Genomic DNA, 26,201 nt, shown 5'->3' on the forward strand with positions numbered 1-26,201 from the left:
ACGATGACCAGCTACTTCGTAACGGGTGCGACCGGATTCATCGGGAGGCGGCTGACCGCGCGACTGCTGACCAGGCCCGGCACGGAGACCGTGTACGCGCTGGTCCGCGAGACTTCGCGCGGACGGCTGGCCGAACTGACCGGATCGTGGCCGGGCAGCGAACGCCTGGTCCCGGTCACCGGCGACCTGACCGAACCTGCCCTTGGCATCGACACCGACGCGCTCGGGCCCGTCGACCACGTGCTGCACCTCGGCGCGATCTACGACTTCACCGCCACCGATGCCGCGAACCAGGCGGCGAACGTGGAGGGCACCCGCAACGTGATCGCCTTCGCGGCGGCGGCCGGGGCCGGCTGGCTGCACCACGTTTCGTCGATCGCGGTGGCAGGGGACTACGCGGGCCGGTACACCGAAAGCGACTTCGACCTCGGCCAGAACTTCGGCTCTCCCTACCACGCCACCAAGTTCGCCGCCGAAAAGCTGGTGCGCGAACAGACTTCAGTGCCCTTCAAGGTGTACCGCCCATCCGCCGTGGTCGGCGATTCGCGCACCGGGGAGATGGACAAGATCGACGGGCCGTACTACTTTCTGCCCGCGATATCCCGGCTCTCCGCACTGCCTTCACGGCTGCCGCTGGCCGGTCCCGATCTCGGTGCCACCAACCTGGTTCCCGTCGACTACGTAGTCGATGCCATCGAGCACCTGATGCACACCGAAGCACCTTCCGGCAGTACCTACCACCTCGCGTCGCCACGCCCCCAACCGCTGAACGAGGTGTACAACGCCTTCGCTCGGGTCGCCGGGGCACCAACGATCGGCGCGACCGTGCCGGCCCGCGCGTCCGCCCTGCTGCGCAGCGCGGCCAGGCGGGTGGCCAGGGCCACCGCGGCCGGCATCGACCGGCTTCCCGGTGGTCGGTCCGCCCGGGAAGCCGTGTTGGCCGAACTCGGCATCCCCTTGCAGGTACTGCCGCACCTGAGCCTCGACGTCGAGTTCGACACCGAGGCCACCGCTGCCGCACTCACCGGGACCGGTGTCGAACTGCCCGAACTGCGGGACTACGCCGGCCCGATCTACCGGTACTGGCTGGAGCACCTCGACGCCGACCGCGCGCGACGCCGCAGGCATGGTGATCCCCTGCGCGAGCGGACCGTACTGATCACCGGCGCCTCCTCCGGCATCGGCGAGGCAACCGCTTTGCAGGTAGCCAGGCACGGGGCGACCGTCCTCCTGGTCGCGCGCCGCGCCGAAGAACTGGAGCGGGTGCGCGCGCAGATCGTCACCGGCGGCGGCAAGGCGTCCGCATACTCCTGCGATCTCACCGACGGCGACGCGGTGGACGCACTGATCAAGGACGTGCTCGCCGAACACGGCGGGGTGGACATGCTGGTGAACAACGCCGGCCGGTCGATCCGCCGCTCGGTGCGGCTGTCCACCGAGCGTTTCCACGACTTCGAACGCACCATGGCGATCAACTACTTCGGGCCGGTCCGGCTGATCCTCGGCCTGCTGCCGACGATGACCGAGCGCCGGTTCGGGCATGTCGTGAACGTGACCACCCAGGGCCTGCAAACCGACACTCCGCGCTTTGCCGCCTACCTGGCGTCCAAGGCCGCGCTGGAAGAGTTCGGGCTGGCCGCCGGCCGGGAGACGCTGTCCGACGGGATCACCTTCAGCTCGGTCCGGATGCCGCTGGTGCGGACCGACATGATCGCGCCGACCGGGCTGTACAAGGCCTTCCCGGCGAGCAGTCCGGAGAAGGCCGCCAAACTGGTGGTCAAAGCGCTGGTGCAGCGGCCGCAGATCGTCAACCGGCCGGAAGGCGTGGCCGCCGAGCTGGCGACACTGACCATGCCCCGGCTGTCCCGCCTCGCCGCCCACCTCGCCTACCGCGCGGTGCCGGAATCCGCCCCGGAGGCGAGGAAACAGCCCAGGCAGGCGCCACTGGCGTCGGTAGCCGGTGCGCTCACCCGGCTGATCTGGCGCCGCCGGGCCTAAGTCAAGGCGCCCACCCCGATCGGTACCGTGCCGGACATGACCGCGTTGCAGGAGAACGTCCATCCCCGTCCTCAGCTGGTCCGTGCCGACTGGGTCGACCTGTGCGGGCAGTGGGAATTCGCTTTCGACGACGAGGATCGCGGGCTCGGCGAGCACTGGTACCGCGACTCCGGAGTCTTCGACCAGACCATCACGCTGCCCTACCCGCCGGAGTCCGAGCTGTCCGGGATCCACTCCACGGATCTGCACCCGATCGTGTGGTACCGGCTGGCGATCCGCACACCGTCCGCCGCGTCGGACGAACGGGTGCTGCTGCATTTCGGAGCGGTGGACTACGCGGCCACCGTCTGGCTCAACGGAATCCTCGTCGGTTCCCACGAAGGCGGGCACACTCCGTTCCAGTTGGACCTGACCGGAGCGATCGACCCCCTCTCCGACACCCAGTCGCTGGTGGTGCGCGCCGAAGACCCCGTCGGTGACGGCACCCAGCCGCGTGGCAAACAGGACTGGCGGTCCGAGCCGCACGACATCTGGTACCACCGGACGACCGGGATCTGGCAGCCGGTCTGGCTGGAGGTGGTGCCGGAACTGCACCTGACCGAACTCCACTGGACGCCCAGCGTCGCCAACGCTTCGGTCACCTGCTCGGGTGAGCTGTCCGCGGATCCCGGCGCGGCCGAGCACCTCCGGGTGGTACTGCGGCTCGGCGAGGAGATCCTTGCCGAGCACACCGTCCGGCTGGACCGGCGGCGCTTCCGGTTCGATCTGGCCATTCCGGCGGCCCGGCACGGCCAGGATCGGTTCCGGCTGCTGTGGTCGCCGGAGCAACCCGTGCTGATCGACGCCACCGCGGAACTGGGCGAGTCCGACATCGTGCACAGCTACTTCGGCCTGCGCGACGTCGGCACCGCGGACGGACGTTTTCTGCTCAACCACACTCCTTACTACCTCCGGATGGTTCTTCAACAGGGCTACTGGCCACAATCCCACCTCGCCGCACCGGACGGCGATGCGTTGCGCCGCGAAGTCGAGCTGATCAAGGAGCTCGGCTTCAATGGCGTCCGGGTGCACCAGAAGGCCGAAGACCCACGTTTCCTCTACTGGTGCGACCGGCTCGGACTGCTTGTCTGGGGTGAAACTGCGAACGCCTACGAGTTCGGCCCTTCGGCCGTGCAACGACTTACCCGCGAGTGGCTCGAAATCCTGCATCGGGATCGCAGCCACCCCAGTGTGATCGCCTGGGTTCCGCTGAACGAGAGCTGGGGCGTGCCCGACATCTCCGCCGCTCCAGAGCAGGCACACTTCGTGTCTTCACTGTACCACCTGACCAAGAGCATCGACCCGAGCCGACCGGTGATATCCAATGATGGTTGGGAGACAAGGGAAGCGGACATCTACGGGGTGCACGACTACACCGGTCATGGCGCAGTGCTGCGGGAGCGCTACGGGTCCCCGGAGTCGATTCGGCGGATGTTGGGTGCTGGACGCCCCGGCGGCAGGCGGGTGCTGCTCGGGAAAGCCGACCTCGACGTACCGGTGATGCTGACCGAGTTCGGCGGCTTGTCCTTCGCTCCCATCGAGGGTGAGAAGTGGTTCGGATATTCCACTGTGGACGACTCCGACGAACTGGTGAAACTGTTGGGAGAGTTGGTTTCCGCCGTGCTCGAGTCACCTGGGTTGGCCGGTTTCTGCTATACGCAGCTGACCGATACCGAGCAGGAAACCAACGGGCTCTTGACTTCTTCGCGGGAGTTCAAAGTTTCCAGCACCGCACTGAAGGAAATATTCACTGGGACACAAGGAGTTTGAGGCACCAACTCCTCTTGAATCCACTTGGCGGACACTACCGTGGATACCGAGTCGCGGTTTTTTGTCAGTGGTTGTCGCTAGCTTGGCGACATGGACAGGAATCGCGCAACAGAGCTACTGAAAGAAATTCAGGTACTCGAGGGGCAGAAGTGCCGGGTGGAGGCGGCACAGCTCAAGCTCATCGCGGAGTTGAACGAAGTCGAGGATAGATCAAGAGGAGTGCCGGCAGAGCTGGCACTCGGCTTGTCGATCACGGAAAACGCCGCCATGAAACGGATCGCACTCGCGGAAGCGCTGGCCGCCAGGCTGCCGAAAACACTGACGGCCATGGAATCCGGGATGATCGACTCCTACAAGGCGACCAAGATCTTCGAAGCCACCACGGTGCTGACCGAACAGCGGGCGCGGGACGTCGATGCCATCATGGCCGATCGCCTTGCCGACAAGAACCCACCCGGGCTCAGGCGCGCGGTGAACCGGGTCATCGCACAGATCGACCCCGACGGCTACGCGGCCCGGGTACGAAAACGCCGCATCGGCCGCAAGCTCGAACTCGTCCATCGTGGAGAGGGCACCTCCTCACTCGTCATCGATGTACCGGTGGAGGTGGGCGCCGCCATGTATGTCAGGGCGGACCGTGATGCCCGCGCGCTCAAAACCAAGGACGAGCCCCGTACCCTCGACCAACTGCGCGCGGATGTGATCGCGGACCGCTGCCTCCGCGAAACCGGCACCCTGCACAACCCCAGGGCCGACGTGCATCTCTATGTCGACCTGACAACGCTGGCCGGCCTCAACGACGACCCCGCCGAGGTCGCCGGGTACGGGCCGATCCCCGCCTGGCTGGCCAAGGAAATCGCCTTCGCCCGGCACTCGACCTGGCGCCGGGTGGTCACAGATCCTGTAACCGGACTTCCGGTCGACGTCGGCCGAAACTGTTACCACCCGCCTCCCGACTTGAGCAGATTCATCCGAGTGCGTGACCGCGAATGCCGGGAACCCGGCTGTCACCGCCTGGCTCAGGCGGACGAAATCGACCGCAACGGTCCCTGGGCGCACGGTGGCGGCACCAACGAGCTCAGTTTGGCCGGCTACTGCAAACGCCACCACGAACTCAAGGATCTCCCTTACTGGACCCACACCATCGACGATGCGGGCGTGCTCACCATCACCACCCCGGCTGGCGCCACCTACACCAGCCCTCCCTGGTCGTGAACATGAGCCGCCAGCCCGGCGATCGTCTACCTGCACGATCCAAGCGGTTGATCAGACGAGGGACCGCTGTCCCACAACCGCGGGAAGCAAGTTCTGCCAGTCATCCCGGAAAGGCGAGGTGGGTATCCAAATGACCTGACGAAAGGACTCTCGATGCGCATCCGCACCGCTCTGCTCGCCACCGCACGTCACGGAAATCGAAGAGTCATCTGCCTTCCGGCCACACAACCGGACTTACTCCTCCGTGACCGTGTTCAGGGACGGGAACTGCGGCGGAGACGCCTACTACGCTCTGAGAGCAGGCGGGCGCATCCGAACGACTACTGATGAAGTCGGTGGTCTTCTCCTGACGAGGCTGCGTGGCGCTACTGTGCCCGGATGAGTCCCCACACCAGAGTGGCTGAGTTCTGGTTCGACCCCGTCTGCCCGTATACCTGGATCACCTCGCGGTGGATGATCGAGGTGACCAGGGTACGGCCAGTGGCGTTGCGCTGGCGGGTGATGAGCCTGTCCGTGCTCAACGAAGGACTTGACGAAAATCCGGAGGGTGAATGGGGCGACTACATGTGGGCGCCGGTGCGGGTCTGCGCGGCGGTTGAACAACGGTACGGATCCGAAGCGCTCGGACGGCTGTACACCGCGCTCGGCAGCCGCTTCCACCTTCAAGGCGAGTGGGATGCTCTGGAAGCATCGCTCTCCGATGCGGGCTTACCCGTGGAACTGGCCGACGCGTCCTTGTCCACCGACTACGACCAAGCAGTGCGCTCGTCGCACAACGAAGCCATGTCGCTTGTCGGACAGGATGTCGGCACGCCGGTAATCGCGGTTCCCGGGCCGAACGGGACCCGGATCGCGTTCTTCGGGCCAGTGGTGTCCCCTGCCCCGCGCGGCGACCTTGCCGCGCAGTTGTGGGATGGGGTTCTGATGGTGGCCGGCGTGCCGGGCTTTTACGAACTCAAACGCAGCCGCACCCAGGAGCCGGACTTCGGGGTCTAACGAATTCCCGCCATGCGCAGCACGGCGAGGGTCTTGGCTAGCACCTTTCCGTACACCCGGTACGGCACCCATCTCGGCGGGAACATGCCTACGCGCTGCACCGCGACTGTCTGCGCCTCGGTGTACTTGAGGATTCCCTCCTCGCCATGACGTCTGCCTAAACCGGACTTTCCCATACCGCCCATCGGCGAATCCATGCTTCCGTACGCGGCAACGAACGCATCGTTCACGTTGACCGCGCCGGCGCGCAGCCGAGCCGCCAGCTGCCGGCCTCGGACCGTGTCGCGGGTGAACACACTCGCGTTGAGGCCGTACTCCCCCGCGTTCGCCTTGGCCAGGGCCTCTTCTTCGCCCGTCACCGGATACACCGAGACCACCGGACCGAAGGTCTCCTCAGTCGCGCATAGCATGCCATCGCGTACATCCGCGAGCACGGTCGGTGCGTAGCAGAACGGTCCCACATCAGGCCGGGCGAACCCACCTGCCAGCACTGTGGCGCCCTTCGCCTTCGCATCTTCGACGTGGTTGCTGACCGCTTCGAGTTGACGGGCCGAGGTCAGCGAGCCGACGTCGGCGTTGAAGTCGTATCTGTTTTCTTGGCGCAGTTCCTTGGTGTGCTTCAGTAACCGCCGCAGGAACTCGTCGTAGACGCTCTGGTCCACATACAGCCGTTCGGTGCACATGCAGACCTGGCCGGAGTTGGCGAAACAGGCAGGCACCGCCGATTTCGCTGCCCGGTCCAGATCCGCGTCGTCCAGCACGATCATCACGTTCTTGCCGCCCAGCTCCAGTGAGCAGCCGACCAGTCGCGCACCGGCTCGCTGCGCCACGTCGCGCCCGGTTCTGGTCGAGCCGGTGAAGCCCACGTAGTCCGCCTGTTCGACCACTGCGGTGCCCACCACTGGCCCTTCGCCCAGGACCGGCTGCAGCAGGCCTTCCGGCAAACCGGCCTCGTAGAGCAGCTCGACGCCGTAGAGTGGGCTCAGAGCGGTCTGGGTGTCCGGCTTCAGCACCACCCCGTTGCCTGCCAGCAGGGCCGGCAGGGTATCCGAGATCCCGAGGGCGAACGGGTAGTTCCACGGCGAGATTACGCCCACCACGCCCTTGGGCTGGCGTAGTTCCGTGGTGCGCACCAGGCCGGGCAGCATGCCCTCGCGGCGCTTCGGCTGCAGCGCCTTCGCGCCTTTGCGCAGGTAGTAGCCCGCGGTCAGCGCCGGTTCCAGTGACTCCTCGAACGCGTGCCGCCGTGCCTTGCCGGTCTCCACCTGGATGAGGTCCAGCACGACGTCCTGACGTTCGAGGAGCAAGTTGTGGAAACGCCGCAGCACCCTGGCCCGCACGGGTACATCCGTTGCCGCCCAGGCGGTCTGTGCCTTGCGTGCGTGCTCGACGGCTCGTGCCACATCGTCCGGTGTGGACCGGGGCAGGTCGACGTAGGGCTCACCGGTGAACACCGCGACCGTGGTGGCCACGGGCGCATCGGAGGCGACCACCCGGGCGGTCAGCCGGTCCAGCAGGTCCGGGGTGATGCTCGCCGGGAGGCCACTGACCGGGTGGAGCCGGCTCATCAGGCCGACCTCGCCGCACGTTTCTCGTAGTCCGTGCGTTCCCCGGAATGGGCCGCCTGCAGCATCATGGTGTCCCCGCCGAGCCGCCGCATCGCCCATTCCGCCACCGCGCGCGGCAACAACCGTGAAGAGCGATCCAGGACTGCGAGACGACGTGGCACATACACGTCGAACTTCGGTCGTTGCAAAGCACGCACGATCGCTTCGGCCACATCCTCCGGACCGACCGAGCGCAGGACGGCAGGCAGGTCGGTCAGCCCGGCGGTGAGTTCGGTGCGCACCACGCCCGGCATCACGCAGGACACCTCGATGCCGGTGCCGCGCAGTTCCTGCCGCACGGACTCGGACAGGCCGACCACCGCGTGCTTGGTCGCGGAATAGGTCGCCCCGCCGGGCACCGGGATCTTGCCGGCGAAGGAGGCCAGGTTCACGATGTGCCCGCCACGCCCACGCATCCGGCGTGCGGCCTCCTTGGTGCCGTGGATGACGGCGCGCAGGTTGATGTCCAGCTGCCGAGCCGCGGTCGACTCGGACTCCTGCTCGAAGTCGCCCAGCGGCATGATCCCGGCGTTGTTCACCAGCACGTCGATCGGCCCGAGCTCGGCCTCGACCTGGTCCAGGAAAGCGGTGAACCCGGCGGTGTCGGTGACGTCCAGCGGCAGCGCGACCACCTCGCCCGGCAGTCCGGCGGCGGTCTCCGCGGCCAGGCCCGGATCCAGGTCACCGATCACCACCTTCGCGTCCTCCGCGGCCAGCACGGCAGCAGTGGCCGCGCCGATCCCGCGCGCACCACCGGTGACGACCGCGACCTTGCCGCGAAGCGAGCGCTTCACCGGGTGGTCCCGAGCAGGCCCTTGGCGATGTGCGTCACCTGGATCTCGTTGCTGCCGGCGTAGATCATCAGCGACTTGGCATCCCTGGCCAGCTGCTCGACCCGGTACTCCGCCATGTATCCGTTGCCGCCGAACAACTGCACCGCTTCCATCGCCACCTCGGTGGCCGCCTCCGAGGAGTAGAGCTTCATCGCGGACGCCTCGGCCAGGCCGGGCAGCTTGCCGGCACGCAGCTTCTCGATGGTCTGGAACACCATGTTCTGCACGTTGATCCTGGCCACCTCCATTTTCGCCAGCTTGAGCTGGACCAGCTGGAAGCGGCCGATCTCCTGGCCCCACAACGTCCGGCTCTTCGCGTATTCCACGCAGAGCCGGTGACACTCGTTGATGATGCCCAGCGCCAGCGCCGCGACACCCATCCGCTCGAACGAAAAACTCTCCTTGGCACTGTCCGTGCCCTTCTGTTCCTCGGTCTCGCCGAGCAGCCTGTCGCGGCCGAGGCGCACATTGTCGAAGAACAGCTCACCGGTCGGCGACGAGTTCATGCCCATCTTCTTGAACGGCTTGCCCTGGGTCAGCCCCGGCATACCGGCATCGAGCACGAAGGTGAACACCTTGCGATCGCGCTTGTCCACCGACTCGTCACCCTCGTCGAGCTTCGCGTACACCACGATCGTGTCCGCGTAAGGACCGTTGGTGATGAACGTCTTCTGCCCGTTGAGCAGGTACTCGTCGCCGTCGCGGCGCACGTAGGTCTTCATCCCGCCGAACGCGTCGGAACCGGAGTCCGGCTCGGTGATCGCCCACGCGCCGACCTTCTCGAACGTGGCCAGGCCGGGCAGCCAGCGCTCCTTCTGCGCCAGGGTGCCGCGGGACAGGATGGTGGACCCGGTCAGCCCGATGCTCACCCCGATCGAGGCGACCACCCCGAGGCTGACGCCGGCCAGCTCGCTGATCGCGATCAGCGCCATGCCCTCCTGACCACCGAGCTCGAAACCGGCACCGCCGGCCTTCTTCGCCGGTGCTTCCCCGGCTTCCTTGGCGGCGGCCCGAGCCTTCTGCTTGTCCAGCAGCGTCTTGACGGCTTCGGCGGCCATCACGTCGACCCCGAAGGAGGCGAACAGCTTCCGGATGATGTCGTACGGCGGCAGCTCTCCGCTCTCCAGCGCGTCGACGTTCGGCCGGATCTCCTTGTCGACGAACTCCCGGATCGCGTCCCGGATCAGCAGATCGGTCTCGGACCACTCGATCATGAGGTTCTCCCTAGCTCGGCAGCCGGCCCGCGATGTCGTCGATCCGCCACGGCCCTTCGGTCTCGATGGTTCGCACGTCGTGCCAGCCGCCCAGCTCCGAGATGGCACCGCCCTGCACCGCGAGCACCTTGCCGTTGAGCGGGCACTTTTCAGTGGCCAGGTAGGCCACCAGCGGCGAGATGTTGGCCGGGCTGAACGCGTCGAACTCGCCCTCTTCGACCTCCTGCGCGAAGATCGCGCCCATCCCGGGCGTGGCCAGGGTGAGCCGGGTGCGCGCGATCGGCGCGATCGCGTTGACCCGCACCCCGTAGCGCTCCAGCTCCTGCGCCGCGACCAGGGTCATCGCCGCGATGCCGGCCTTGGCCGCGCCGTAGTTGACCTGCCCGGCGTTCGGCATGAAGGTGCCCGAGGCCGAAGCCGTGTTGATGACCGCGGCCGCGACCTGCTCACCGGCCTTCGACCTCGCCTTCCAGTAGGCCGACGCGTGCCGCAGCGGCGCCATGTGCCCCTTGAGGTGCACCGCGATCACCGCGTCCCACTGCGCCTCCTCCAAGCCCGCGATGAACCCGTCGCGCAGGATGCCCGCGTTGTTCACCAGCACGTCGAGCCGGCCGAACTCGGACACCGCCTGGTCGACCATCTCCGCGGCGCCCTGCCAGTCCGCCACATTGCTGGTGTTCGCGACCGCCTTGCCGCCGGCGGCGGTGATCTCGTCCACGACCTCCTGCGCGGGACCGGCGTCCGAGCCGCTGCCGTCGTTGCCACCACCGAGGTCGTTCACCACAACGGCGGCGCCCTCGCTCGCGAACAGCAGCGCGTGCTCGCGGCCGATTCCCCGGCCCGCGCCGGTGATGATGGCGACCCGCCCGTCCAGTGCTCCCATGGTTCCTTGCCTTTCTCAGTCTGCGATGACGGCGAGGCCGTCCTTGACCACGACGGCGTCGCCCGCGGTGGTCTCGTAGGCGTAGGTGCTTTCGCCGTCGCTCCGGCCGGCACGCCAGATCTGGGTGGTGATGTCCTGGCCGGGCAGTACCGGCTTGGCGAACCGCACCGCGAGCCGCTTGAGCCGCTCGGTCCGGCCGTCGGCCAGCTCGGTGAGCACGGCCCATGAGGTGAAGGCCATGGTGCACAGCCCGTGCGCGATGATGCCGGGCAGACCGGCCATCTTCGCGGTCTCCTCGTCGAGGTGGATCGGCATCGGGTCACCCGCGGCCGGGCCGTACCGGAAGGTCTGGTCCTCGTCCACGTGCTGCACGACCTTCGCCACCGAGGACGCCGACCGCAACGACTCGTCGAACTTGTGCCCGGGAGCAAGCTCGCCGACCGTCTCCCCCGCGTCGAACTTGCGGAAGAAGAACGTCACGTACTGCTCGTTGACCAGCTCGCCGTCCTCGGTGCGGCACTCCAGGTACACCGCACCGCGGGTACCGTTGGGCAGTCCTTCGTAGCCGATCGTCTTGCCACGCGAGACGAGCTTGTCGCCGGGCTTGATCGGCCGGTGGAACCGGAAGTCCTGCTCACCGTGCACCAGCCGGGGGATCAGCTCCAGCGGCGCCACCTCGACCGCCGGCTCGATCAGCGCCTGGAACACCGGCACGATCGCGAACACCGGGGACGCGATCTCGCCGGCAAGGTGCCGCTCGATCGGGTCGTTGGTCGCCTTCGCGTACTCGGCGATCCGCTCCCCGGTGACCTCGAACCGGTACTCGTCGGCCCACCTGCCGATCCCGCTCGAGTCGAACTTCAGCTCGTCTTCGGAGTCCGCCATGCCGGCCCGCTCAGGAGGCGCCGAGCAGGGTGGCGAACTGCTCGAGCGACTTGTCGAGGTTCTTCTTGCCGTCCTTCTCCACCGCCTTGCCGAGCGCGCCGACGATCATCTGCCCGGTGAACTCGGCGTCGATGGTGGCCCTGGAGCCTTCCGCGGTCTCCTCCACCGACAGGTCGAACTTGACCTTCACCCCGGCCATGCCGGTGCCGGAGATGGACAGCGAGGACGGCGGCTGGTAGCTGTCCACCGTCCACTCGATCTTGTTCGCCATGCCCATCAGGGTGACCACCTCGGTGACCTTGCTGCCCTCGGCGAACTCCGTGGGCACCTCGCCGGACCACTTGGTGTGGATGGTCAGCCACTTCTCGAAGTTGTTCGGGTTCGAGAACTCCGCCCAGACCTTGTCCGGCTTGGCGGGAAGGTCAACGGAAGCACTGATCTGGCCCATCGGGATTCCTCCTGTGTTGGTGAAAACTGTTGCGAGCAGGGAAAGTCGGGAAAGGTGTCAGCGTTCGGCTGGCTGGTAGGCGGTCACCACGACCGCGCCGCCGAGGCCGATGTTGTGCTGCAGCGCCACCTTGGCGCCGTCCACCTGGCGCTTGTCCGCGGTTCCGCGCAGCTGCCAGGTGAGCTCGGAGCACTGGGCGAGCCCGGTCGCGCCGAGCGGGTGGCCCTTGGAGATCAGCCCGCCGGAGGGGTTGACCACCCAGCGGCCGCCGTAGGTGGTGTCGCCGGCGTCGACGAGCTTGCCGCCCTCGCCCTCCGGGCAGAGGCCGAGCGCCTCGTAGGTGATCAGCTCGTTGGTGGAGAAGCAGTCGTGCAGCTCGATGACGTCCACATCGGACGCTTCGAGGCCGGCCTGCCGGTACACCTTGTCCGCCGCGGCCTTGCTCATCTTGGCGCCGACCAGGGTGATCGCGCTGTCGTCGGTGAAAGTGTTCGCGAAGTCGGTGACCATCGCCTGTCCGACGATTTCCACCGCCTGCGCGGCGAGCCCGTGCTTCTCCACGAACGCCTCGCTGGCGATGATCGCCGCGCCGGAGCCGTCCGAGGTTGGCGAGCACTGCAGCTTGGTCAGCGGTGCGTAGATCTCCTTGGAACCCAGGATGTCCTGCAGCGAGTACTGGTCCTGGAACTGCGCGTACGGGTTGTTCACCGAGTGGCGGTGGTTCTTCTCGCCGATCTTCGCGAACTGTTCCGCGGTGGTGCCGTACTTCTCCATGTGCTCACGGCCGGCGGCACCGAACATGTACGGCGCGGGCGGGGCGCCGGTGAACTCGTAGAGCTCGGCCTCGGCCAGGATGTGCCGCATCATCGGCTGCTCGCGGTCGTCGTAGGTCGAGCCGAGCGAGCCCTTCTGCATCTTCTCGAAGCCGAGTGCCAGCGCGCAGTCCGCGCTGCCCGCCTTGACCGCCTGGGTGGCCAGGTAGAGCGCGGTGGAGCCGGTGGAGCAGTTGTTGTTCACGTTGACCACCGGGATGCCGGTCATGCCCAGCTCGTAGACCGCGCGCTGGCCGGAGGTCGACTCGCCGTACACGTAGCCGACGTAGGCCTGCTCGACCTCTTCGAACGAGATCCCGGCGTCCTCCAGGGCCTTCGTTCCGGATTCCTTCGCCATCGCGGGGTAGTCCCAGCCCTCTTTGCTGCCGGGCTTCTCGAACTTGGTCATCCCCACACCGACGACGTACACCTTGTTACTCACGACTGCGTGCTCCCTAGTCCGTCGGGCATCTGCAAACAACATACCGACCAGAATGTATGTTGACCAGAGATGTGCGCCACTTGTTTGACCCTGCCGCTGGATTCACTCAGTCCGCGCTGGTCAGCAGGGTTCTGGCGAGCAGTTCGGGGTTGTCGGACATCGGCACGTGCCCGCACCCGGGGAGCAGGATCTGGCGCGCTTCGGGCACCAGCTTCCGCGCACGGACGGCCGAAATGCTCGGGATGATCCGGTCCCGCGCGCCCCACACCATGGTCACCGGCACACGCGGCCTGCCACGGAAGAACACCCGGTGCCGGTTGTGCACGAAGAAGGGCATCGCGCCGGCCGCCCGCACGACCGCGTCCATCGCGCCCGCCCACTCCTGCTCGGTCAGCAGTTCGGGCCGCGCGACGATCAGTCCCCGCGCCCGTGTCCCGGCCACGCTCGCGCCCATCCGCCGCCGCAGGGCCGGAATCCGCAGCAGCGCCCCGCCCGGCGCGAGCATCGCCGGGCGCAGGATGGACAGCGGACCGTAGAACCCGGGCGTGCAGAGCGCGGTCGCGGTGCGCACCGTGCCACGGCAGGCGAGGTCCAGCGAAAGCAGACCGCCGAGCGAATTGCCCGCGATGTCCGGACGCTCGAGCCCGAGGCGGTCGAAAAAGGCTTCGAGCGCAGCGCAGAAGGTCGGCCGGGTGTACCTCTCCCCGGCCGGAAGCGGCGGCGACGCACCGAAACCGGGCAGGTCCACCGCGATCACCTCGCGGCGCTCGGCGAGCAGGTCCAGCACCGGTTCCCAGGCCCGCCAGTAGCTGCCCCAGCCGTGCACGAGTACCAGCGGACGACCGGATCCACGCCGGTCGTGCGCGAGCTCGATCCGGTCGAGCCGGCCCACGCTGGTCCGCATGACGCGAACATACAATCAGCCCTGAACGTAAAACAAGAAAAAGCCGGTCAGGGAATGCGACCCACTCGCAACCGCGATGGCGGCTCGCTAGGTTAGCCTAACCTCCGTGGAACAGCTGGCGAACACGATCGAGCAACCCATGACGAGCACCGAGCCCCGGCTGCACGCCGACGCACTGACGCTCGCCTACGACGGCCGGACCGTCGCCGAGGACCTGGGCGTGGTCATCCCGGACAAGTCGTTCACCGTCATCGTCGGGCCGAACGCCTGCGGCAAGACCACCCTGCTGCGTGCGCTGGCCAGGATGCTCAAACCGCGCAAGGGCACCGTCTACCTGGACGGCGAGGTGATCAGCTCGATGCCGGCGAAGCAGGTGGCCAGAAGGCTCGGCCTGCTGCCGCAGAGCTCGATCGCACCGGACGGCATCACGGTCGCCGACCTGGTCGCCCGCGGCCGCTACCCGCACCAGCGGCTGCTGCGGCAGTGGTCCCGCGAGGACGCCGCCGTGGTGGACCGCGCGATGCGCTCGACCGGGGTACTGGACCTGGCCGAGCGGCTGGTCGACGAGCTCTCCGGCGGGCAGCGGCAGCGGGTCTGGCTGGCCATGGCGCTGGCCCAGGAGACCGACCTGCTGCTGCTCGACGAGCCGACCACCTACCTGGACATCGCGCACCAGATCGACATCCTCGACCTGTGCGCGGAACTGCACTCGCAGCAGGGCCGGACGCTGGTCGCGGTGCTGCACGACCTGAACCACGCGGCCCGCTACGCCACGCACATGATCGCCATGCGCGACGGCGACATCCTGGCCACCGGCGCCCCGTCCGAAGTGGTCACCGCCGAGCGCGTCGAGGAGATCTTCGAACTGCCCTGCCGGGTGATGCCCGACCCGGAGACCGGTACCCCGCTGGTGATCCCGAAGGCGCACCAGCACCGGCGCACGGCTTGAGCGCACGCGGGTTCAGTACCGTGATCACGGAGGTGCCATGAACCAGGAACTCTGGACCACAGTAGACGAATACCTCATCGACGCGCTGATCCCGAACGACCCGGCGCTCGACGCCGCGCAGGCCAGCAGCATGGCGGCCGGGCTGCCCGCGATCGCGGTCACGGCAAACCAGGGCAAGCTGCTCAACCTGCTGGCCAGGGTGCTCAACGCGAAGTCCGTGCTCGAGATCGGCACGCTCGGCGGCTACAGCACGATCTGGCTCGCCAGGGCACTGCCACCGGACGGCCGGCTCGTCACCTGCGAGTTCGAGCCGGCACATGCCGAGGTGGCGCGGGCGAACATCGCGGAGGCCGGGCTCGGCGATCTGGTCGACCTGCGGGTCGGCCCGGCGATCGAGACCCTGCCCCAGCTCGCCGGCCCGTTCGACCTGTCGTTCATCGACGCGGACAAGCAGAGCAACCCGGAGTACTTCCAGTGGGCGCTGCGGTTGTCCAGGCCGGGCAGCCTGATCATCGTGGACAACGTGGTGCGGGGCGGCGCCGTCGCGAACGGCACCAGTGACGACCCGTCGATCCAGGGGGTGCGCCGGCTGCACGAGATCATCGCCACCGAGCCGCGGGTGGACGCGACCGCCGTGCAGACCGTCGGCGGCAAGGGCTACGACGGCTTCACCATCGCACTCGTCACCAGCTGACGAACCGACCCCTTCAAGGCCGCGGTCAGACGCCTGCGGTCTGGCGGATCCAGGCGCGGGTCGCCGGCACGCTGCTGTACTGCTGGGTGGACGAACCGTCCGCGGTCGAGGCGACCCCGACCTGGACACCGCCGGACATCTGCGGCCCGCCGGAGTCGCCGGACCAGGCGTTGCCGGTGATCCTGCTGGTGCACAGCGCCTGGCCGCCGTAGTAATCCCGGCAAATCGAGCTCATCCGCACGTCGGCCACCTTGAGCTGCGGGGAGACCGGGCCGTTGCGGCTGGTGTAGCCCCAACCGTAGATCTGGTTGGTGGCGCCGATCGCCGGGTTGGTGTCGCCGAGCGTGGAGTAGGCACTGGTCTGCACCGGCGTGCTCAGCCGCAGCAGGGACTGGTCGGCGGACGGGCTGTTGTGGTACTGGCTCACCGTGGCGAGGGTGCCCTGCGCGCGGTGCACGTTGCCGACGCGCACGGTGAGGCTGCTGCCGACGCAGTGTTTCGCGGTGAGCACCCATTCCGGCGCGATGATGGTGCCGGAGCAGGTGAACGAGCCACTCCGGTACACCGCGGCGGACCAGGGGGCGGAGGTGACCAGGCTGCCACCGATGATGTTGGTCTCCACGGGGCCCTCGTCCGCGACCGCCGGTGCGGCGGAGGCGATGGCGGTCACCGAGGCGAACAGGAGCAGGGTTGCGCGCACACGCATGGGGATCTCCTCGTCCAGATGGGCTCGCCCAGCTAGGCAGGGTGGACAGGCAGGTGGATAGGCAGGGGTGGACGAGCAGGCCAAGGATGAGTGGCCGCGCACCCGCTCGGAAACGGGGAATTCCCGCTCCCCCTCGGTGTCGCGCACCGGGGTGTCAGCCGCGCAACCGGGCGGAGAGCTGCGTCCTGGTGCGCACGCCGAGCTTGCGGTAGATCCGGGTCAGCGCGCCTTCCACCGTCTTGACGCTGATGTCGAGACGCCTGGCCACCTCCTGGTTGCTCGCGCCGGCCGCGACCAGCCCGGCGATCCGGGACTCCCAGCCGGTCAGCGCACCCGCCGGGTCGCCGGCCGTTGGCGCGCCGAGCAGCACCGACGCGCGGGCGGCCCAGCCCGGTGCGCCGCAGCCGGTGAACACGTCCCGCGCGAGCCGCAACGCCGCCCTGGACGCCCCGCGCCGCTTTCGCCTGCGCTCGGCGATGCCCAACGCGAGCAGGCTGCGGCCGTGCTGCAGCGGCTGGGCCAGTCCGTGGTGCAGCTCGACCGCGGTGTGCAGCGCGCACTCCGCGCTGCCGTGCCGCCGCAGGGCCAGCTGCAGCAGGCCGTCCGCCCGGTACAGGGTGCCGAGGACGCCGCGTCGGCCGAGCCTGGTGGCGTTCGCCCGCGCACCGCCGATCAGCGCGGCCGCCTCCGCCAGCTGACCGGCCGCGACCAGCGACTCCGCGAGATCCGCCCGCACCCCGAACACGGCCGGGTCGGTGACGCCCATGCCGTCCTCCAGCAGCACCGCGCGGCGCAGCGGCGCCACGGCCATCGGCTGCTCCCCCGAGCTGAGCGCGGCGAGGCCCTGCGCGTGCAGGTTTCGCAGCAGGAAGGCGTTGTCGCCGTCTTGTTCGGCCACCGCGGCCCCGCGCCGGGCCAGCGCGGCCGCCTTCACCGGGTCCCCGCCGAAGGCTTCGGCCAGTGCCGCGCCATAGCAGGCGAGCGCGAGGTCGGAACCGGTCTGTTCGGCCAGGCGCAGGCATTCGGTGGCCCGGCGCAGCGCGCCCGCGCACTCGCCCTTCGCGAGCTGCACCTCGACCGCGGCCCAGGTCATCCCGATCAGCTCGGCACGGGCGCCGGACTCCGCCGCCCGATCCAGCAGCATGGTGAGCAGCTCTTCGGCCGGGCGCAGCCGGTCGGCGAACAGCGCCAGCCTGGCGCTGACCCAGGCGGGTCCGTCGTGGCTGACCAGCAGGTCCGGTGGCGCGTGCGCGCGGGCCAGCTCCAGGGTCGCGGTGGCGGTGCGATCGCCAAGCGCGATCTGGCACAGCGCCAGCGAGCAGAGCGCGGACACCTCGGTGTGCGGGTCGCCGGCGGCTCTGGCCAGCACCGCCGAGTCCGCGAGCTCCGCGGCCGCCTGCCGGAAGTCGCCGCCGAGCGCCGCGTGCACGGCGAAGCGGTAGCGGGCCGCGCCTTCCAGCGCAACGTCACCACTGGCCTGCACCAGCGCCTCGGTCATCATGCCGCCGGCCGCGGTGCGCGCGTTGCGGGCCGCGTCCACGATCACCAGCCTGGCCAGCACCTGCTGGTTCCGCGGCAGCCGAGGTGCGCACAAGACGTTGTGCGCCAACGAAATCGCCAGTTCCGGGCGGCCTGCGCCCAAGGCGTCACCGGCGGCCCGCAACCGGCGGGCGGTGGCCGTGGCCACGGCTTCCGGCGGGGTGCGGTCCGCCGCGAGCACGCCCAGCTCGGCCGCCTGCCCCGGGGAGCCCCGCCGCCGGGCGGTGGCGGCGGCGCGTACCAGCATCGCGGCGACCCGTTCGTCTCTGCCCGGCACCGCCTCGGCCCGGTGCCGGGCGCGTTCCGCCGGATCGGTCACCCTGGTGCTCAGCCAGGCATGGATCTCCCGCAGCCGCGCGGGTTCCGCCGTCGCGAGCAGCCGGGCGGCCAGCAGCGGATGCCGGAACCGCACCGCGCCCGAGCCGGTGGTCCGCACCACCCGGCGGGCGGCAGGGCCGGCGAGCCAGCCCGACTCGCACTGTCCGAAGTGGACGAGCAGGTTCAGGTCCGGCGCCGCGGCCAGCGCCGCCACCAGCAGCACCGCTCGGGTGGACGACGGCAGCGGGCGCAGCCTGGCGTCCAGCAGCCGGCACAACCGCGGCGGGATCGCCTGCGCGCCGATGAGGCCCCGGAGACTGTTGCCCAGCTCGGCGGCGAACAGCGGGTTGCCGCCGGCCAGCCGGACCGCATTCAGCACGGCGGCCGAGTACGGCGTGCTCCCGGCGTTCGCGACGACCAACTCGGTGATCTCGGCGTCCGGCAGCGGTGGCACTTCGAGCGCGTGCGCGCACCAGCGGGCCCGGCGCGGCTGGTCCGGCTCGGTCACCCGCTCGGCGGCCAGCAGCCGAAGCCCTGGCGGCGGCAGCCTGGTCACCGCGAAGGACAGCAGCCGCGCGGTCTGGCCGTCCAGCCACTGCGCATCGTCCAGCACCAGCAGCACGGGTGCGGCGGCGCGCAGCAGCGAAAGCACCCCGAGCCGCAGCGCGAGCCCGTCCGGCGCGGCGGTGCCGGTCCGGCGGCACACCGCCTGTTCCACCGCGTTTCGTTGCGGCACAGGCAGTTCGGCGACCCGTTCAGCCAGCGGTCCGGCGAGTAGATCGGCCAGCACCAGATACGGGATGCGCCGATCCGGGCGACTGCTCAGCACCGTCGCGGCGCCGGTCCCGGCGGCGAGCACGTCCGCCAGCACCGTGGACTTGCCGATCCCTTCGGGGCCGTACACGAGCACGCTCGACTCCGCGAGCTTCGCCCGCACCAGCGCCAGGAACTCGTCCCGCCGTCCCACGCGATCGAGCCTATGGCCCGGACGTAGTGAAGGGCACCTTCCCTACGACCAAAGTAGGGAAGGTGCCCTTCACGGACAGAGCCGGATCAGGTGCCGGATCAGGTGCCGGATCAGGTGCCGGATCAGGTGACGTCGCGGCGGCGGAGGAGCCAGCCGCCGAGGCCGGCGAAGACGACCAGATAGGCGACGAGCACCAGGGTCGCCTGCAGCGCGCCGACCTGTTCGGCCACGCCGGGAGTGCCGCTGTTCGCGCCGAGCGAGGCGACCAGCGAGCCCGCGTTCGCGCCGGGCAGGGCGAGCGCCAGCGAGTTGACCCAGCCGACCAGCGGCGCCGCGATGCCGAACAGCAGCGTCTGGATGACCAGCATCCAAACCAGGCCGAGCCCGATCGGCAGCGCCACCCCGCGCATCACCACGGCCAGCAGCGCGCCCAGGGTCGCCCAGGTCATCGCGACCAGCCAACCCGCGCCGATGCCGACCAGGATGTCGGTCACCGCCGGCCAGTTCGACGGCTCGCCCTTGACCGCCGCGATGATGGAGGTGGTGATCGCACCGGCCACGAACATGGTCAGCACCGCGACCAGTGACGCCACCGCGAGCGTCGCCAGCTTCGCGGTGTACACGGTCATCCGGGACGGTCCCTGGGTCAGCACGGTCTTCCAGGTGCCCCAGCCGTATTCGACGCCAACCACGAGCACGCCGACCACCAGCAGGATGGCGCCGAGGAAGACGGGCAGCCCGCCGATCGAGTTGCCGACCAGCCGTTCCGGCAGGACCGCGCTCACCCCGCGGTCGCTGCCGGGCACCGCGCTGTTCCCGCCGGCGGCCCCGGCGAGCGGGACCAGGTAGGTGAACGCCAGGCCCAGCGCGACCGAAATGCCCAGCAGGAACCAGTTCGACGGCCGGCGGACCAGCTTGGCCAGCTCGGCACGGGTACTACCCCACATGGTCGACAACCTCTCCGGTCAGCTCGAAGAACACCTGTTCCAGGTCCCGCTCGCGGACCCGCAGCTCGCTGACCTCGGCACCGGCCTCCAGCAGCTCGCGGTTGACCCAGGCCGCCCGTTCCGGCTCGACGGTCAGGTCGAGCCCGCCGTCGACCACCCGCACCCGGTCTTCGCCGATCCGCTCGCGCAGCACCTTGGCGGCCAGCTCGACCGGGTCGGCGACCACCCGCAGGACCGAGGCCCCGCGCAGTTCGGCGACCGTGTTCTCGGCGACCAGCTTGCCCTTCGACACCACGCCGACCCGGTCGCAGATCTGCTGGACCTCGCCGAGCAGGTGGCTGGACAGCAGCACCGTGCAGCCCGCCGCGCCGAGCCGGCGGATCAGCATCCGCATGTCGGCCATCCCGGCCGGGTCGAGGCCGTTCGTCGGCTCGTCCAGGATCAGCAGCTTCGGGTCCTTCAGCAGTGCGGCCGCGACCCCGAGCCGCTGCTTCATGCCCAGCGAGTAGGCCGAATAGCGGTCGCCGCCACGTTCGGTGAGGTCGACCATCTCGAGCACCACCGGCACCCTGGCCTTGTCCACCCCGGCGTACCGCGCCAGCACCCGCAGGTTCTCCCGGCCGGACAGGTACGGGTAGAAGCCGGGCGACTCGATCAGCGCGCCGACCCCGTCCAGGTTGCCGGGCGGGCGGCCGAACAGCCGGATCTCACCGGCGGTGGGCCGCATCAGGCCGAGCAGCATGCGCAGGGTGGTCGTCTTGCCCGCCCCGTTCGGGCCAAGGAAGCCGTACACCTCGCCGGGCAGCACGGTCAGGCTCATGCGGTCCACGGCGAGCAGCTCGCCGTACCGCTTCGTGAGCTCTTTGGTTTCGATCGGGAAGGTCATACCGCAATCGTGTCCCGGCGCGCGCTGGGTGGCATCCGGCCACCGGCGGCTTTGCCGATACGCAAAAGAACGTACGAGCGCGGCGGGCGCACGCTCTCAGACGTCCGTGCGGACCTTCACGTCCCCGAACAGGGTGCGCACGTTCAGCCGCAGCCGGGGGCTGCCCGGCACCCGCGGCTGCTGGGCCACCTGGATGTCCCGGTCGCCCAGCGGCGCGAAGCTCTTGACCTCGATCTCGATGCCCGGCGGCACGGTGACCCGGACGTCGCCGAAGGTGGCCGACACCTCCAGCCGCACCACGGCCTCGGTGAGCACGGCCTGGCGCAGGTCCAGCCGCACGTCCCCGAAGACGGCGGTCACCCGGTCACCGGAGGACAACGCGAACCGGCCGCGGCGCCTGATGTCGTCGAACACCGCGCTGACGGTCATCCGGCCCTTGTGCTCTCCGCGGTGCAGCGGGACGGGCAGCTCGGCCAGCGCGCGCTGGACTTCCTCGGCCGTTTCGGCGTGCCACACCAGATCCACCCGGTCCACGTACTCGTCCAGGGTGAGCCTGCCCTCCCCCACCGCCTGTTCCAGCCGGGCCTGCGCGGCATGGCGGTCGGGCTCCAGAACCTCCGAAACCTCCGACATGATCGAACTGTACTGAGCCCGGCGGCGCGCACGCCGCCGGTGGCTAGTTCAGGAAACCGCGCAGCAGGGACGCGGTGCCCTCGATGTGCTCGGCCATCGCGCGCCGCGCGGCGGCCGGGTCGCCGGCCAGTATCGCGTCCACAATGGCCTCGTGCTGGACGTTCGAATGCTGCAGATTCGGCTCCAGCAAAGGGATTTCGTCCAGCAGCTGGTTGATCCGCATGCGCGCGTCCGCCATCGCGGTGGTCAGCGAACCGGAGGCGGTGACCTCGGCGACGGCCAGGTGCAGCCGGGAGTCCTTGCGCCGGTAGTCCGTCAGGTCGGCGGCACAGGACTCGGCCAAAGTGCCGGTAAGATGCCTCCGGTCGGCCGGGGTGAGCGAGCGGGCGGCGGCCAGCTCGGCGGCGCCGGTCTCCAGCACGTGCCGCAGGCTCAGCGCGTCCTCCAGTGCGGCCGCGTCCATCCGGCGGCCGTGCTCGCGCGGCGCGGGCAGGCTCTCGTTGACGAAGGTGCCGCCGTACCGGCCGCGCCGGGACTCAACGTAACCCGCGTCGGCCAGCGCCCGGATCGCCTCGCGCAGGGTGACCCGGCTGACCCCGAGCCGCTCGGCCAGCTCGCGTTCCGAAGGCAGCCGCTCCCCCGCGCCAACCACGCCGAGCCGGACCGCCTGTAGCAGCCGCTCGACGGTCTCCTCGAAGGCGTTGCCGGCCCGCACCGGCCGGAACAGGGCATCGCCGGCGTTCGCCCCGGTGGAACCGGGGTCCACCGCACGGTCGGCCTGCGCGCCCACGGAAACCCTCCTCTGCCTGTCCAGGCGAGTTTACGGCGTGCCCGGCGCCAGGGTGCGTCCTCAGCACTCGATCACGTTGACGGCGAGGCCGCCGCGCGAGGTCTCCTTGTACTTGACCTTCATGTCCGCGCCGGTCTCGCGCATGGTCTTGATCGCCTTGTCCAGGGTGACGATATGGCTGCCGTCGCCGCGCATCGCCATCCTGGCCGCGTGGATGGCCTTGGCCGCGCCGACCGCGTTGCGTTCGATGCACGGGATCTGGACCAGGCCGCCGACCGGGTCGCAGGTCAGCCCGAGGTGGTGTTCAACGCCGATCTCGGCGGCGTTCTCCACCTGTGCCGGGCTGCCGCCGAGCAGTTCGGTGAGCCCGGCCGCGGCCATCGCGCTGGCCGAGCCGACCTCGCCCTGGCAGCCGACCTCGGCGCCGGAGATGGACCCGGTCTGCTTGAGGATCGAGCCGAGCGCACCCGCGGTGAGCAGAAAGGTCACCACTCCGTCGTCGTCGGCGCCCTTGATGAACTGGCGATAATAGTGCAGTACGGCGGGGATGATGCCGGCCGCGCCGTTGGTGGGCGCGGTGACCACCCGACCGCCGGAGGCGTTCTCCTCGTTCACCGCCAGCGCATAGAGACTGACCCAGTCCATCGCGTACAGCGAGTCGCCGACGCCGTCCTCGGTGAGCAGTTTCTCGTGCAGCGACCTGGCCCGGCGCGGCACCTTCAGCCCGCCGGGCAGCACGCCGTCGCGTGCGCAGCCGTTGTGCACGCATTCGGTCATCACCTGCCAGATCTCCAGCAGGCCCGCCCTGACCTCTTCGCGGCTGCGCCAGGACAGTTCGTTGCGCAGCATGATCTCGCTGACCGGCAGCCCGGTCTCCCGGCAGTGCGCGAGGAGGTCGGCGCCGGTGCGGAACGGGTACGGCAGCGGGGTGCCGTCCTCGATGATCACCGGCTGGTCGGCGTAGGTCTCGTCGCGGACGAACCCGCCGCCCACCGAGTAGTAGGTCCGTTCCCGCAGCGTTTCACCGGCCTGGTCGAAGGCGGCGAAGGTCATCCCGTTCGGGTGTGCCGGCAGCGCCTTGCGCCGGTGCATGACCAGGTCGGTGTCCTCGGTGAAGGTGATCTCCCTGGTGCCGAGCAGGAACAGCCTGCCGGTGCTGCGGATGTCGGCGACACGGCCGGCCACGGTGCCGGTGTCCACCGACTCCGGCCGCTCCCCGGACAGGCCGAGCAGCACGGCCTTGTCGCTGCCGTGGCCGTGCCCGGTGGCGCCGAGCGAGCCGAACAGTTCCGCCTTGACCCTGGCCGTGCGGTCCAGCGCGCCTTCCGCGGCGAGACCGTCCACAAAGGTCCGTGCGGCCCGCATCGGGCCCACGGTGTGCGAGCTGGAAGGGCCGATGCCGATCGAGAACAGATCGAAAACGCTGATCGCCATGACCGCTCCTCTCCTACCTTCTCGCTAATAAACTGCTGGCTTCTTGGGTGGCGGGTCCGGCTTGGGTGAGGTGGTGCAGGTGTTCGGGTAGGGCTTCGCCGCGGTGGGCTTTGGCCTGGGCGTACAGCCGCCCGGCCCGGTAGGACGAGCGCACCAGCGGCCCGGCCATCACCCCGGCGAACCCCATGGCTTCGGCGGCTTGGGAGTGTTCGACGAACTCTTCGGGTTTGACCCAGCGTTCCACCGGGTGATGCCGCGGTGAGGGCCGCAGATACTGCGTGATCGTCAAAATCTCACAGCCGGCCTCGACCAGATCCCGCATCGCCGCGGTGACCTCCTCGGGGGTTTCGCCCATGCCCAGGATCAGGTTCGACTTCGTCACCAACCCCGCCTCACGCGCCGCGGTCAACACCGCCAACGACCGGGCGTACCGGAACCCGGGACGGATCCGCTTGAAAATCCGGGGCACCGTCTCCACATTGTGCGCCAACACCTCAGGCCGAGACGAGAACACCTCTCGCAGCTGGTCGGGGTCGTTGTTGAAATCCGGAATCAACAACTCCACCCCCGTCCCCGGGTTCAACTCATGGATCTGGCGCACCGTCTCCGCATACAACCACGCACCGCCGTCAGCCAGGTCGTCACGAGCGACACCGGTCACCGTCGAATACCGCAACCCCATCGCCTGCACCGACTCCGCAACCTTCCGCGGCTCAGCACGATCCAACACAGCCGGACGACCCGTATCGATCTGGCAGAAATCACACCGCCGCGTGCACTGATCCCCACCAATCAGGAACGTCGCCTCCCGATCCTCCCAACACTCATAAATATTCGGGCACCCCGCCTCCTCACACACCGTGTGCAAACCCTCACGACGCACCAGACCCTTCAACTCCGTGAACTCCGGACCCATCCGCGCCCGCGTCCTAATCCACGACGGCTTCTTCTCAATCGGCGTCTCACTGTTACGAACCTCAAGCCGCAACAACTTCCGCCCCTCAGGCAAGGCACTCATGACGACAACCCGGTGTAGAGCGGGTGCTTCTTGACCAGCAGCCCGACGCGTTCGCGAAGCGTTTCTTCGGTCGAGGAGTCGAAATCGTGCTTCAGCGCCACCGCGATGATGTCCGCGACCTCGCTGAAGTCCTCCGGCCCGAAGCCGCGGGTGGCCAGCGCCGGGGTGCCGATCCGCAGCCCGGAGGTGATCATCGGCGGCCGGGGGTCGAACGGCACCGCGTTGCGGTTCACCGTGATCCCCACCGAGTGCAGCCGGTCCTCCGCCTGCTTGCCGTCCAAAGCGGACTCGACCAGGTCCACCAGCACCAGGTGCACGTCGGTGCCGCCGGTGAGCACGCGGACCCCGGCGGCACGGCAGTCGGGGTGCGAAAGCCTTGCCGCCAGGGTCTTCGCGCCGTCGAGCACGCGCTGCTGGCGCTCGCGGAACTGCTCGCTCGCGGCGATCTTCAGCGCCACCGCCTTGGCCGCGATCACGTGTTCCAGCGGCCCGCCCTGCTGCCCGGGGAACACCGCGGAGTTGAACTTCTTGGCCAGTTCCTGGCGGCCGAGGATGATGCCGCCGCGCGGGCCGCCGAGGGTTTTGTGCGTGGTAGTGGTCACCACGTCGGCGTAGGGCACCGGGCTCGGGTGCAGCCCGGCGGCCACCAGGCCGGCGAAATGCGCCATGTCGACCATCAGCTTGGCGTCCACCGTGTCCGCGATCCGGCGGAACTCGGCGAAGTCGAGCTGACGGGGGTACGCCGACCACCCGGCGATGATCAGCTTCGGCCGGTGCTCCGCGGCCAGCCGCTCGACCTCGGCCAGGTCGACCAGCCCGGTCTCGGCGTCCACGTGGTAGGCGACCACGTTGTAGAGCTTGCCGGAGAAGTTGATCCGCATGCCGTGCGTGAGGTGCCCGCCGTGCGCCAGATCGAGGCCGAGGATGGTGTCGCCGGGCTCCAGCAGCGCGACCATCGCGGCCGCGTTGGCCTGCGCCCCGGAATGCGGCTGCACGTTCGCGTACTCGGCGCCGAAAAGCTCCTTCGCCCTGTCGATCGCGAGCTGCTCGACGACGTCCACGTGCTCGCAGCCGCCGTAGTAGCGCCGGCCGGGATAGCCCTCGGCGTACTTGTTGGTCAGCACCGAGCCCTGCGCCTCGAGCACGCCGACCGGCGCGAAGTTCTCCGACGCGATCATCTCCAGGGTGGACTGCTGCCGGTCCAGCTCGGCCGCCACCGCGGCGGCCACCTCGGGGTCTACAGTGGACAGTCCGGCGGCGAAGGTGTCCATCGC

General features: G+C 69.1%; 23 protein-coding genes. 6 read left to right on the forward strand and 17 right to left on the reverse strand.

The window, feature by feature from the left end; genetic code table 11:
* Positions 1 to 3: 3 nt before the first annotated feature.
* The 4 genes from AMYNI_RS0103810 (at position 4) to AMYNI_RS0103825 (ending at position 6,018) form a co-directional block, all read left to right on the forward strand.
* Positions 4 to 1,998 (forward strand): SDR family oxidoreductase, encoded by a 1,995-nt coding sequence (locus AMYNI_RS0103810; RefSeq protein WP_020666647.1) that lies wholly within the window; start codon positions 4 to 6, stop codon positions 1,996 to 1,998.
* A gap of 36 nt (positions 1,999 to 2,034) precedes the next feature.
* Positions 2,035 to 3,807, forward strand: a complete 1,773-nt coding sequence (locus AMYNI_RS0103815) for a glycoside hydrolase family 2 protein (RefSeq protein ID WP_020666648.1) — start codon at positions 2,035 to 2,037, stop codon at positions 3,805 to 3,807.
* A gap of 90 nt (positions 3,808 to 3,897) precedes the next feature.
* Positions 3,898 to 5,022 (forward strand): DUF222 domain-containing protein, encoded by a 1,125-nt coding sequence (locus tag AMYNI_RS0103820; RefSeq protein ID WP_084628266.1) that lies wholly within the window; start codon positions 3,898 to 3,900, stop codon positions 5,020 to 5,022.
* A 378-nt stretch (positions 5,023 to 5,400) separates the two neighbouring features.
* Positions 5,401 to 6,018, forward strand: coding sequence for a mycothiol-dependent nitroreductase Rv2466c family protein (locus AMYNI_RS0103825; RefSeq protein WP_026360029.1), 618 nt, complete (start codon positions 5,401 to 5,403; stop codon positions 6,016 to 6,018).
* Here AMYNI_RS0103825 and AMYNI_RS0103830 read toward each other — a convergent pair.
* The 8 genes from AMYNI_RS0103830 to AMYNI_RS0103865 form a co-directional block, all read right to left on the reverse strand.
* Entirely contained in the window at positions 6,015 to 7,586 is a 1,572-nt protein-coding gene (locus AMYNI_RS0103830; RefSeq protein ID WP_020666651.1) for a succinic semialdehyde dehydrogenase, read from the reverse strand. The two genes, AMYNI_RS0103825 and AMYNI_RS0103830, sit on opposite strands and share 4 nt — an antisense overlap.
* Entirely contained in the window at positions 7,586 to 8,419 is an 834-nt protein-coding gene (locus AMYNI_RS0103835; RefSeq protein WP_020666652.1) for an SDR family oxidoreductase, read from the reverse strand. The genes AMYNI_RS0103830 and AMYNI_RS0103835 overlap by 1 nt, the downstream gene beginning before the upstream one ends.
* Positions 8,416 to 9,672 carry an acyl-CoA dehydrogenase family protein gene (locus AMYNI_RS0103840; RefSeq protein WP_020666653.1) on the reverse strand — a complete coding sequence of 419 codons (1,257 nt, stop codon included), beginning with the start codon at positions 9,670 to 9,672 and terminating at the stop codon, positions 8,416 to 8,418. Before AMYNI_RS0103840 ends, AMYNI_RS0103835 begins: the two co-directional genes overlap by 4 nt.
* A 10-nt stretch (positions 9,673 to 9,682) precedes the next feature.
* Positions 9,683 to 10,555, reverse strand: coding sequence for an SDR family oxidoreductase (locus AMYNI_RS0103845; protein ID WP_020666654.1), 873 nt, complete (start codon positions 10,553 to 10,555; stop codon positions 9,683 to 9,685).
* 15 nt (positions 10,556 to 10,570) lie between these two features.
* Positions 10,571 to 11,440 (reverse strand): MaoC/PaaZ C-terminal domain-containing protein, encoded by an 870-nt coding sequence (locus AMYNI_RS0103850; protein WP_020666655.1) that lies wholly within the window; start codon positions 11,438 to 11,440, stop codon positions 10,571 to 10,573.
* A gap of 10 nt (positions 11,441 to 11,450) precedes the next feature.
* Positions 11,451 to 11,888 carry a type II toxin-antitoxin system Rv0910 family toxin gene (locus AMYNI_RS0103855; RefSeq protein WP_020666656.1) on the reverse strand — a complete coding sequence of 146 codons (438 nt, stop codon included), beginning with the start codon at positions 11,886 to 11,888 and terminating at the stop codon, positions 11,451 to 11,453.
* A 57-nt stretch (positions 11,889 to 11,945) separates the two neighbouring features.
* Positions 11,946 to 13,184: a lipid-transfer protein gene (locus tag AMYNI_RS0103860; RefSeq protein WP_157357243.1), complete on the reverse strand. Its 1,239-nt coding sequence runs from the start codon at positions 13,182 to 13,184 to the stop codon at positions 11,946 to 11,948.
* Between the two features lie 64 nt (positions 13,185 to 13,248).
* On the reverse strand, positions 13,249 to 14,046 hold the full coding sequence (locus AMYNI_RS0103865) for an alpha/beta fold hydrolase (RefSeq protein ID WP_020666658.1): 798 nt from the start codon (positions 14,044 to 14,046) through the stop codon (positions 13,249 to 13,251).
* A gap of 139 nt (positions 14,047 to 14,185) precedes the next feature.
* On the opposite strand from AMYNI_RS0103865, the gene AMYNI_RS0103870 reads away from it, so the two are divergent.
* A complete protein-coding gene (locus AMYNI_RS0103870) occupies positions 14,186 to 14,995 on the forward strand; it encodes an ABC transporter ATP-binding protein (RefSeq protein ID WP_084628635.1) in 810 nt (269 codons plus the stop codon).
* Positions 14,996 to 15,032: 37 nt separating this feature from the next.
* Entirely contained in the window at positions 15,033 to 15,689 is a 657-nt protein-coding gene (locus AMYNI_RS0103875; RefSeq protein WP_020666660.1) for an O-methyltransferase, read from the forward strand.
* Between the two features lie 25 nt (positions 15,690 to 15,714).
* Here the strand turns inward: AMYNI_RS0103875 and AMYNI_RS0103880 are convergent, their stop codons facing one another.
* The 9 genes from AMYNI_RS0103880 to AMYNI_RS0103920 all read right to left on the reverse strand — a co-directional run bounded on the left by AMYNI_RS0103880 (position 15,715) and on the right by AMYNI_RS0103920 (position 26,198).
* Positions 15,715 to 16,395, reverse strand: a complete 681-nt coding sequence (locus AMYNI_RS0103880) for a S1 family peptidase (protein ID WP_020666661.1) — start codon at positions 16,393 to 16,395, stop codon at positions 15,715 to 15,717.
* A gap of 154 nt (positions 16,396 to 16,549) precedes the next feature.
* Positions 16,550 to 19,219 carry a helix-turn-helix transcriptional regulator gene (locus AMYNI_RS0103885; RefSeq protein WP_020666662.1) on the reverse strand — a complete coding sequence of 890 codons (2,670 nt, stop codon included), beginning with the start codon at positions 19,217 to 19,219 and terminating at the stop codon, positions 16,550 to 16,552.
* A 122-nt stretch (positions 19,220 to 19,341) separates the two neighbouring features.
* Complete coding sequence (locus AMYNI_RS0103890; RefSeq protein ID WP_020666663.1) at positions 19,342 to 20,166, reverse strand: ABC transporter permease; 825 nt, start codon at positions 20,164 to 20,166, stop codon at positions 19,342 to 19,344.
* Entirely contained in the window at positions 20,156 to 21,052 is an 897-nt protein-coding gene (locus AMYNI_RS0103895) for an ABC transporter ATP-binding protein (RefSeq protein WP_020666664.1), read from the reverse strand. Before AMYNI_RS0103895 ends, AMYNI_RS0103890 begins: the two co-directional genes overlap by 11 nt.
* Positions 21,053 to 21,148: 96 nt before the next feature.
* Positions 21,149 to 21,685, reverse strand: coding sequence for a DUF1707 SHOCT-like domain-containing protein (locus AMYNI_RS43555; RefSeq protein ID WP_020666665.1), 537 nt, complete (start codon positions 21,683 to 21,685; stop codon positions 21,149 to 21,151).
* Between the two features lie 43 nt (positions 21,686 to 21,728).
* Positions 21,729 to 22,475, reverse strand: coding sequence for a FadR/GntR family transcriptional regulator (locus AMYNI_RS0103905; RefSeq protein ID WP_020666666.1), 747 nt, complete (start codon positions 22,473 to 22,475; stop codon positions 21,729 to 21,731).
* A gap of 60 nt (positions 22,476 to 22,535) precedes the next feature.
* Entirely contained in the window at positions 22,536 to 23,909 is a 1,374-nt protein-coding gene (locus AMYNI_RS0103910) for an L-serine ammonia-lyase (protein ID WP_020666667.1), read from the reverse strand.
* Positions 23,910 to 23,922: 13 nt separating this feature from the next.
* Positions 23,923 to 24,927, reverse strand: a complete 1,005-nt coding sequence (gene lipA, locus AMYNI_RS0103915) for a lipoyl synthase (RefSeq protein WP_026360033.1) — start codon at positions 24,925 to 24,927, stop codon at positions 23,923 to 23,925.
* Positions 24,924 to 26,198 carry a serine hydroxymethyltransferase gene (locus AMYNI_RS0103920; protein WP_020666669.1) on the reverse strand — a complete coding sequence of 425 codons (1,275 nt, stop codon included), beginning with the start codon at positions 26,196 to 26,198 and terminating at the stop codon, positions 24,924 to 24,926. Before AMYNI_RS0103920 ends, lipA begins: the two co-directional genes overlap by 4 nt.
* Positions 26,199 to 26,201: the final 3 nt, after the last annotated feature.

This window comes from Amycolatopsis nigrescens CSC17Ta-90 (assembly GCF_000384315.1).
In the GTDB taxonomy this organism is placed as follows: Bacteria; Actinomycetota; Actinomycetes; order Mycobacteriales; family Pseudonocardiaceae; genus Amycolatopsis; species Amycolatopsis nigrescens.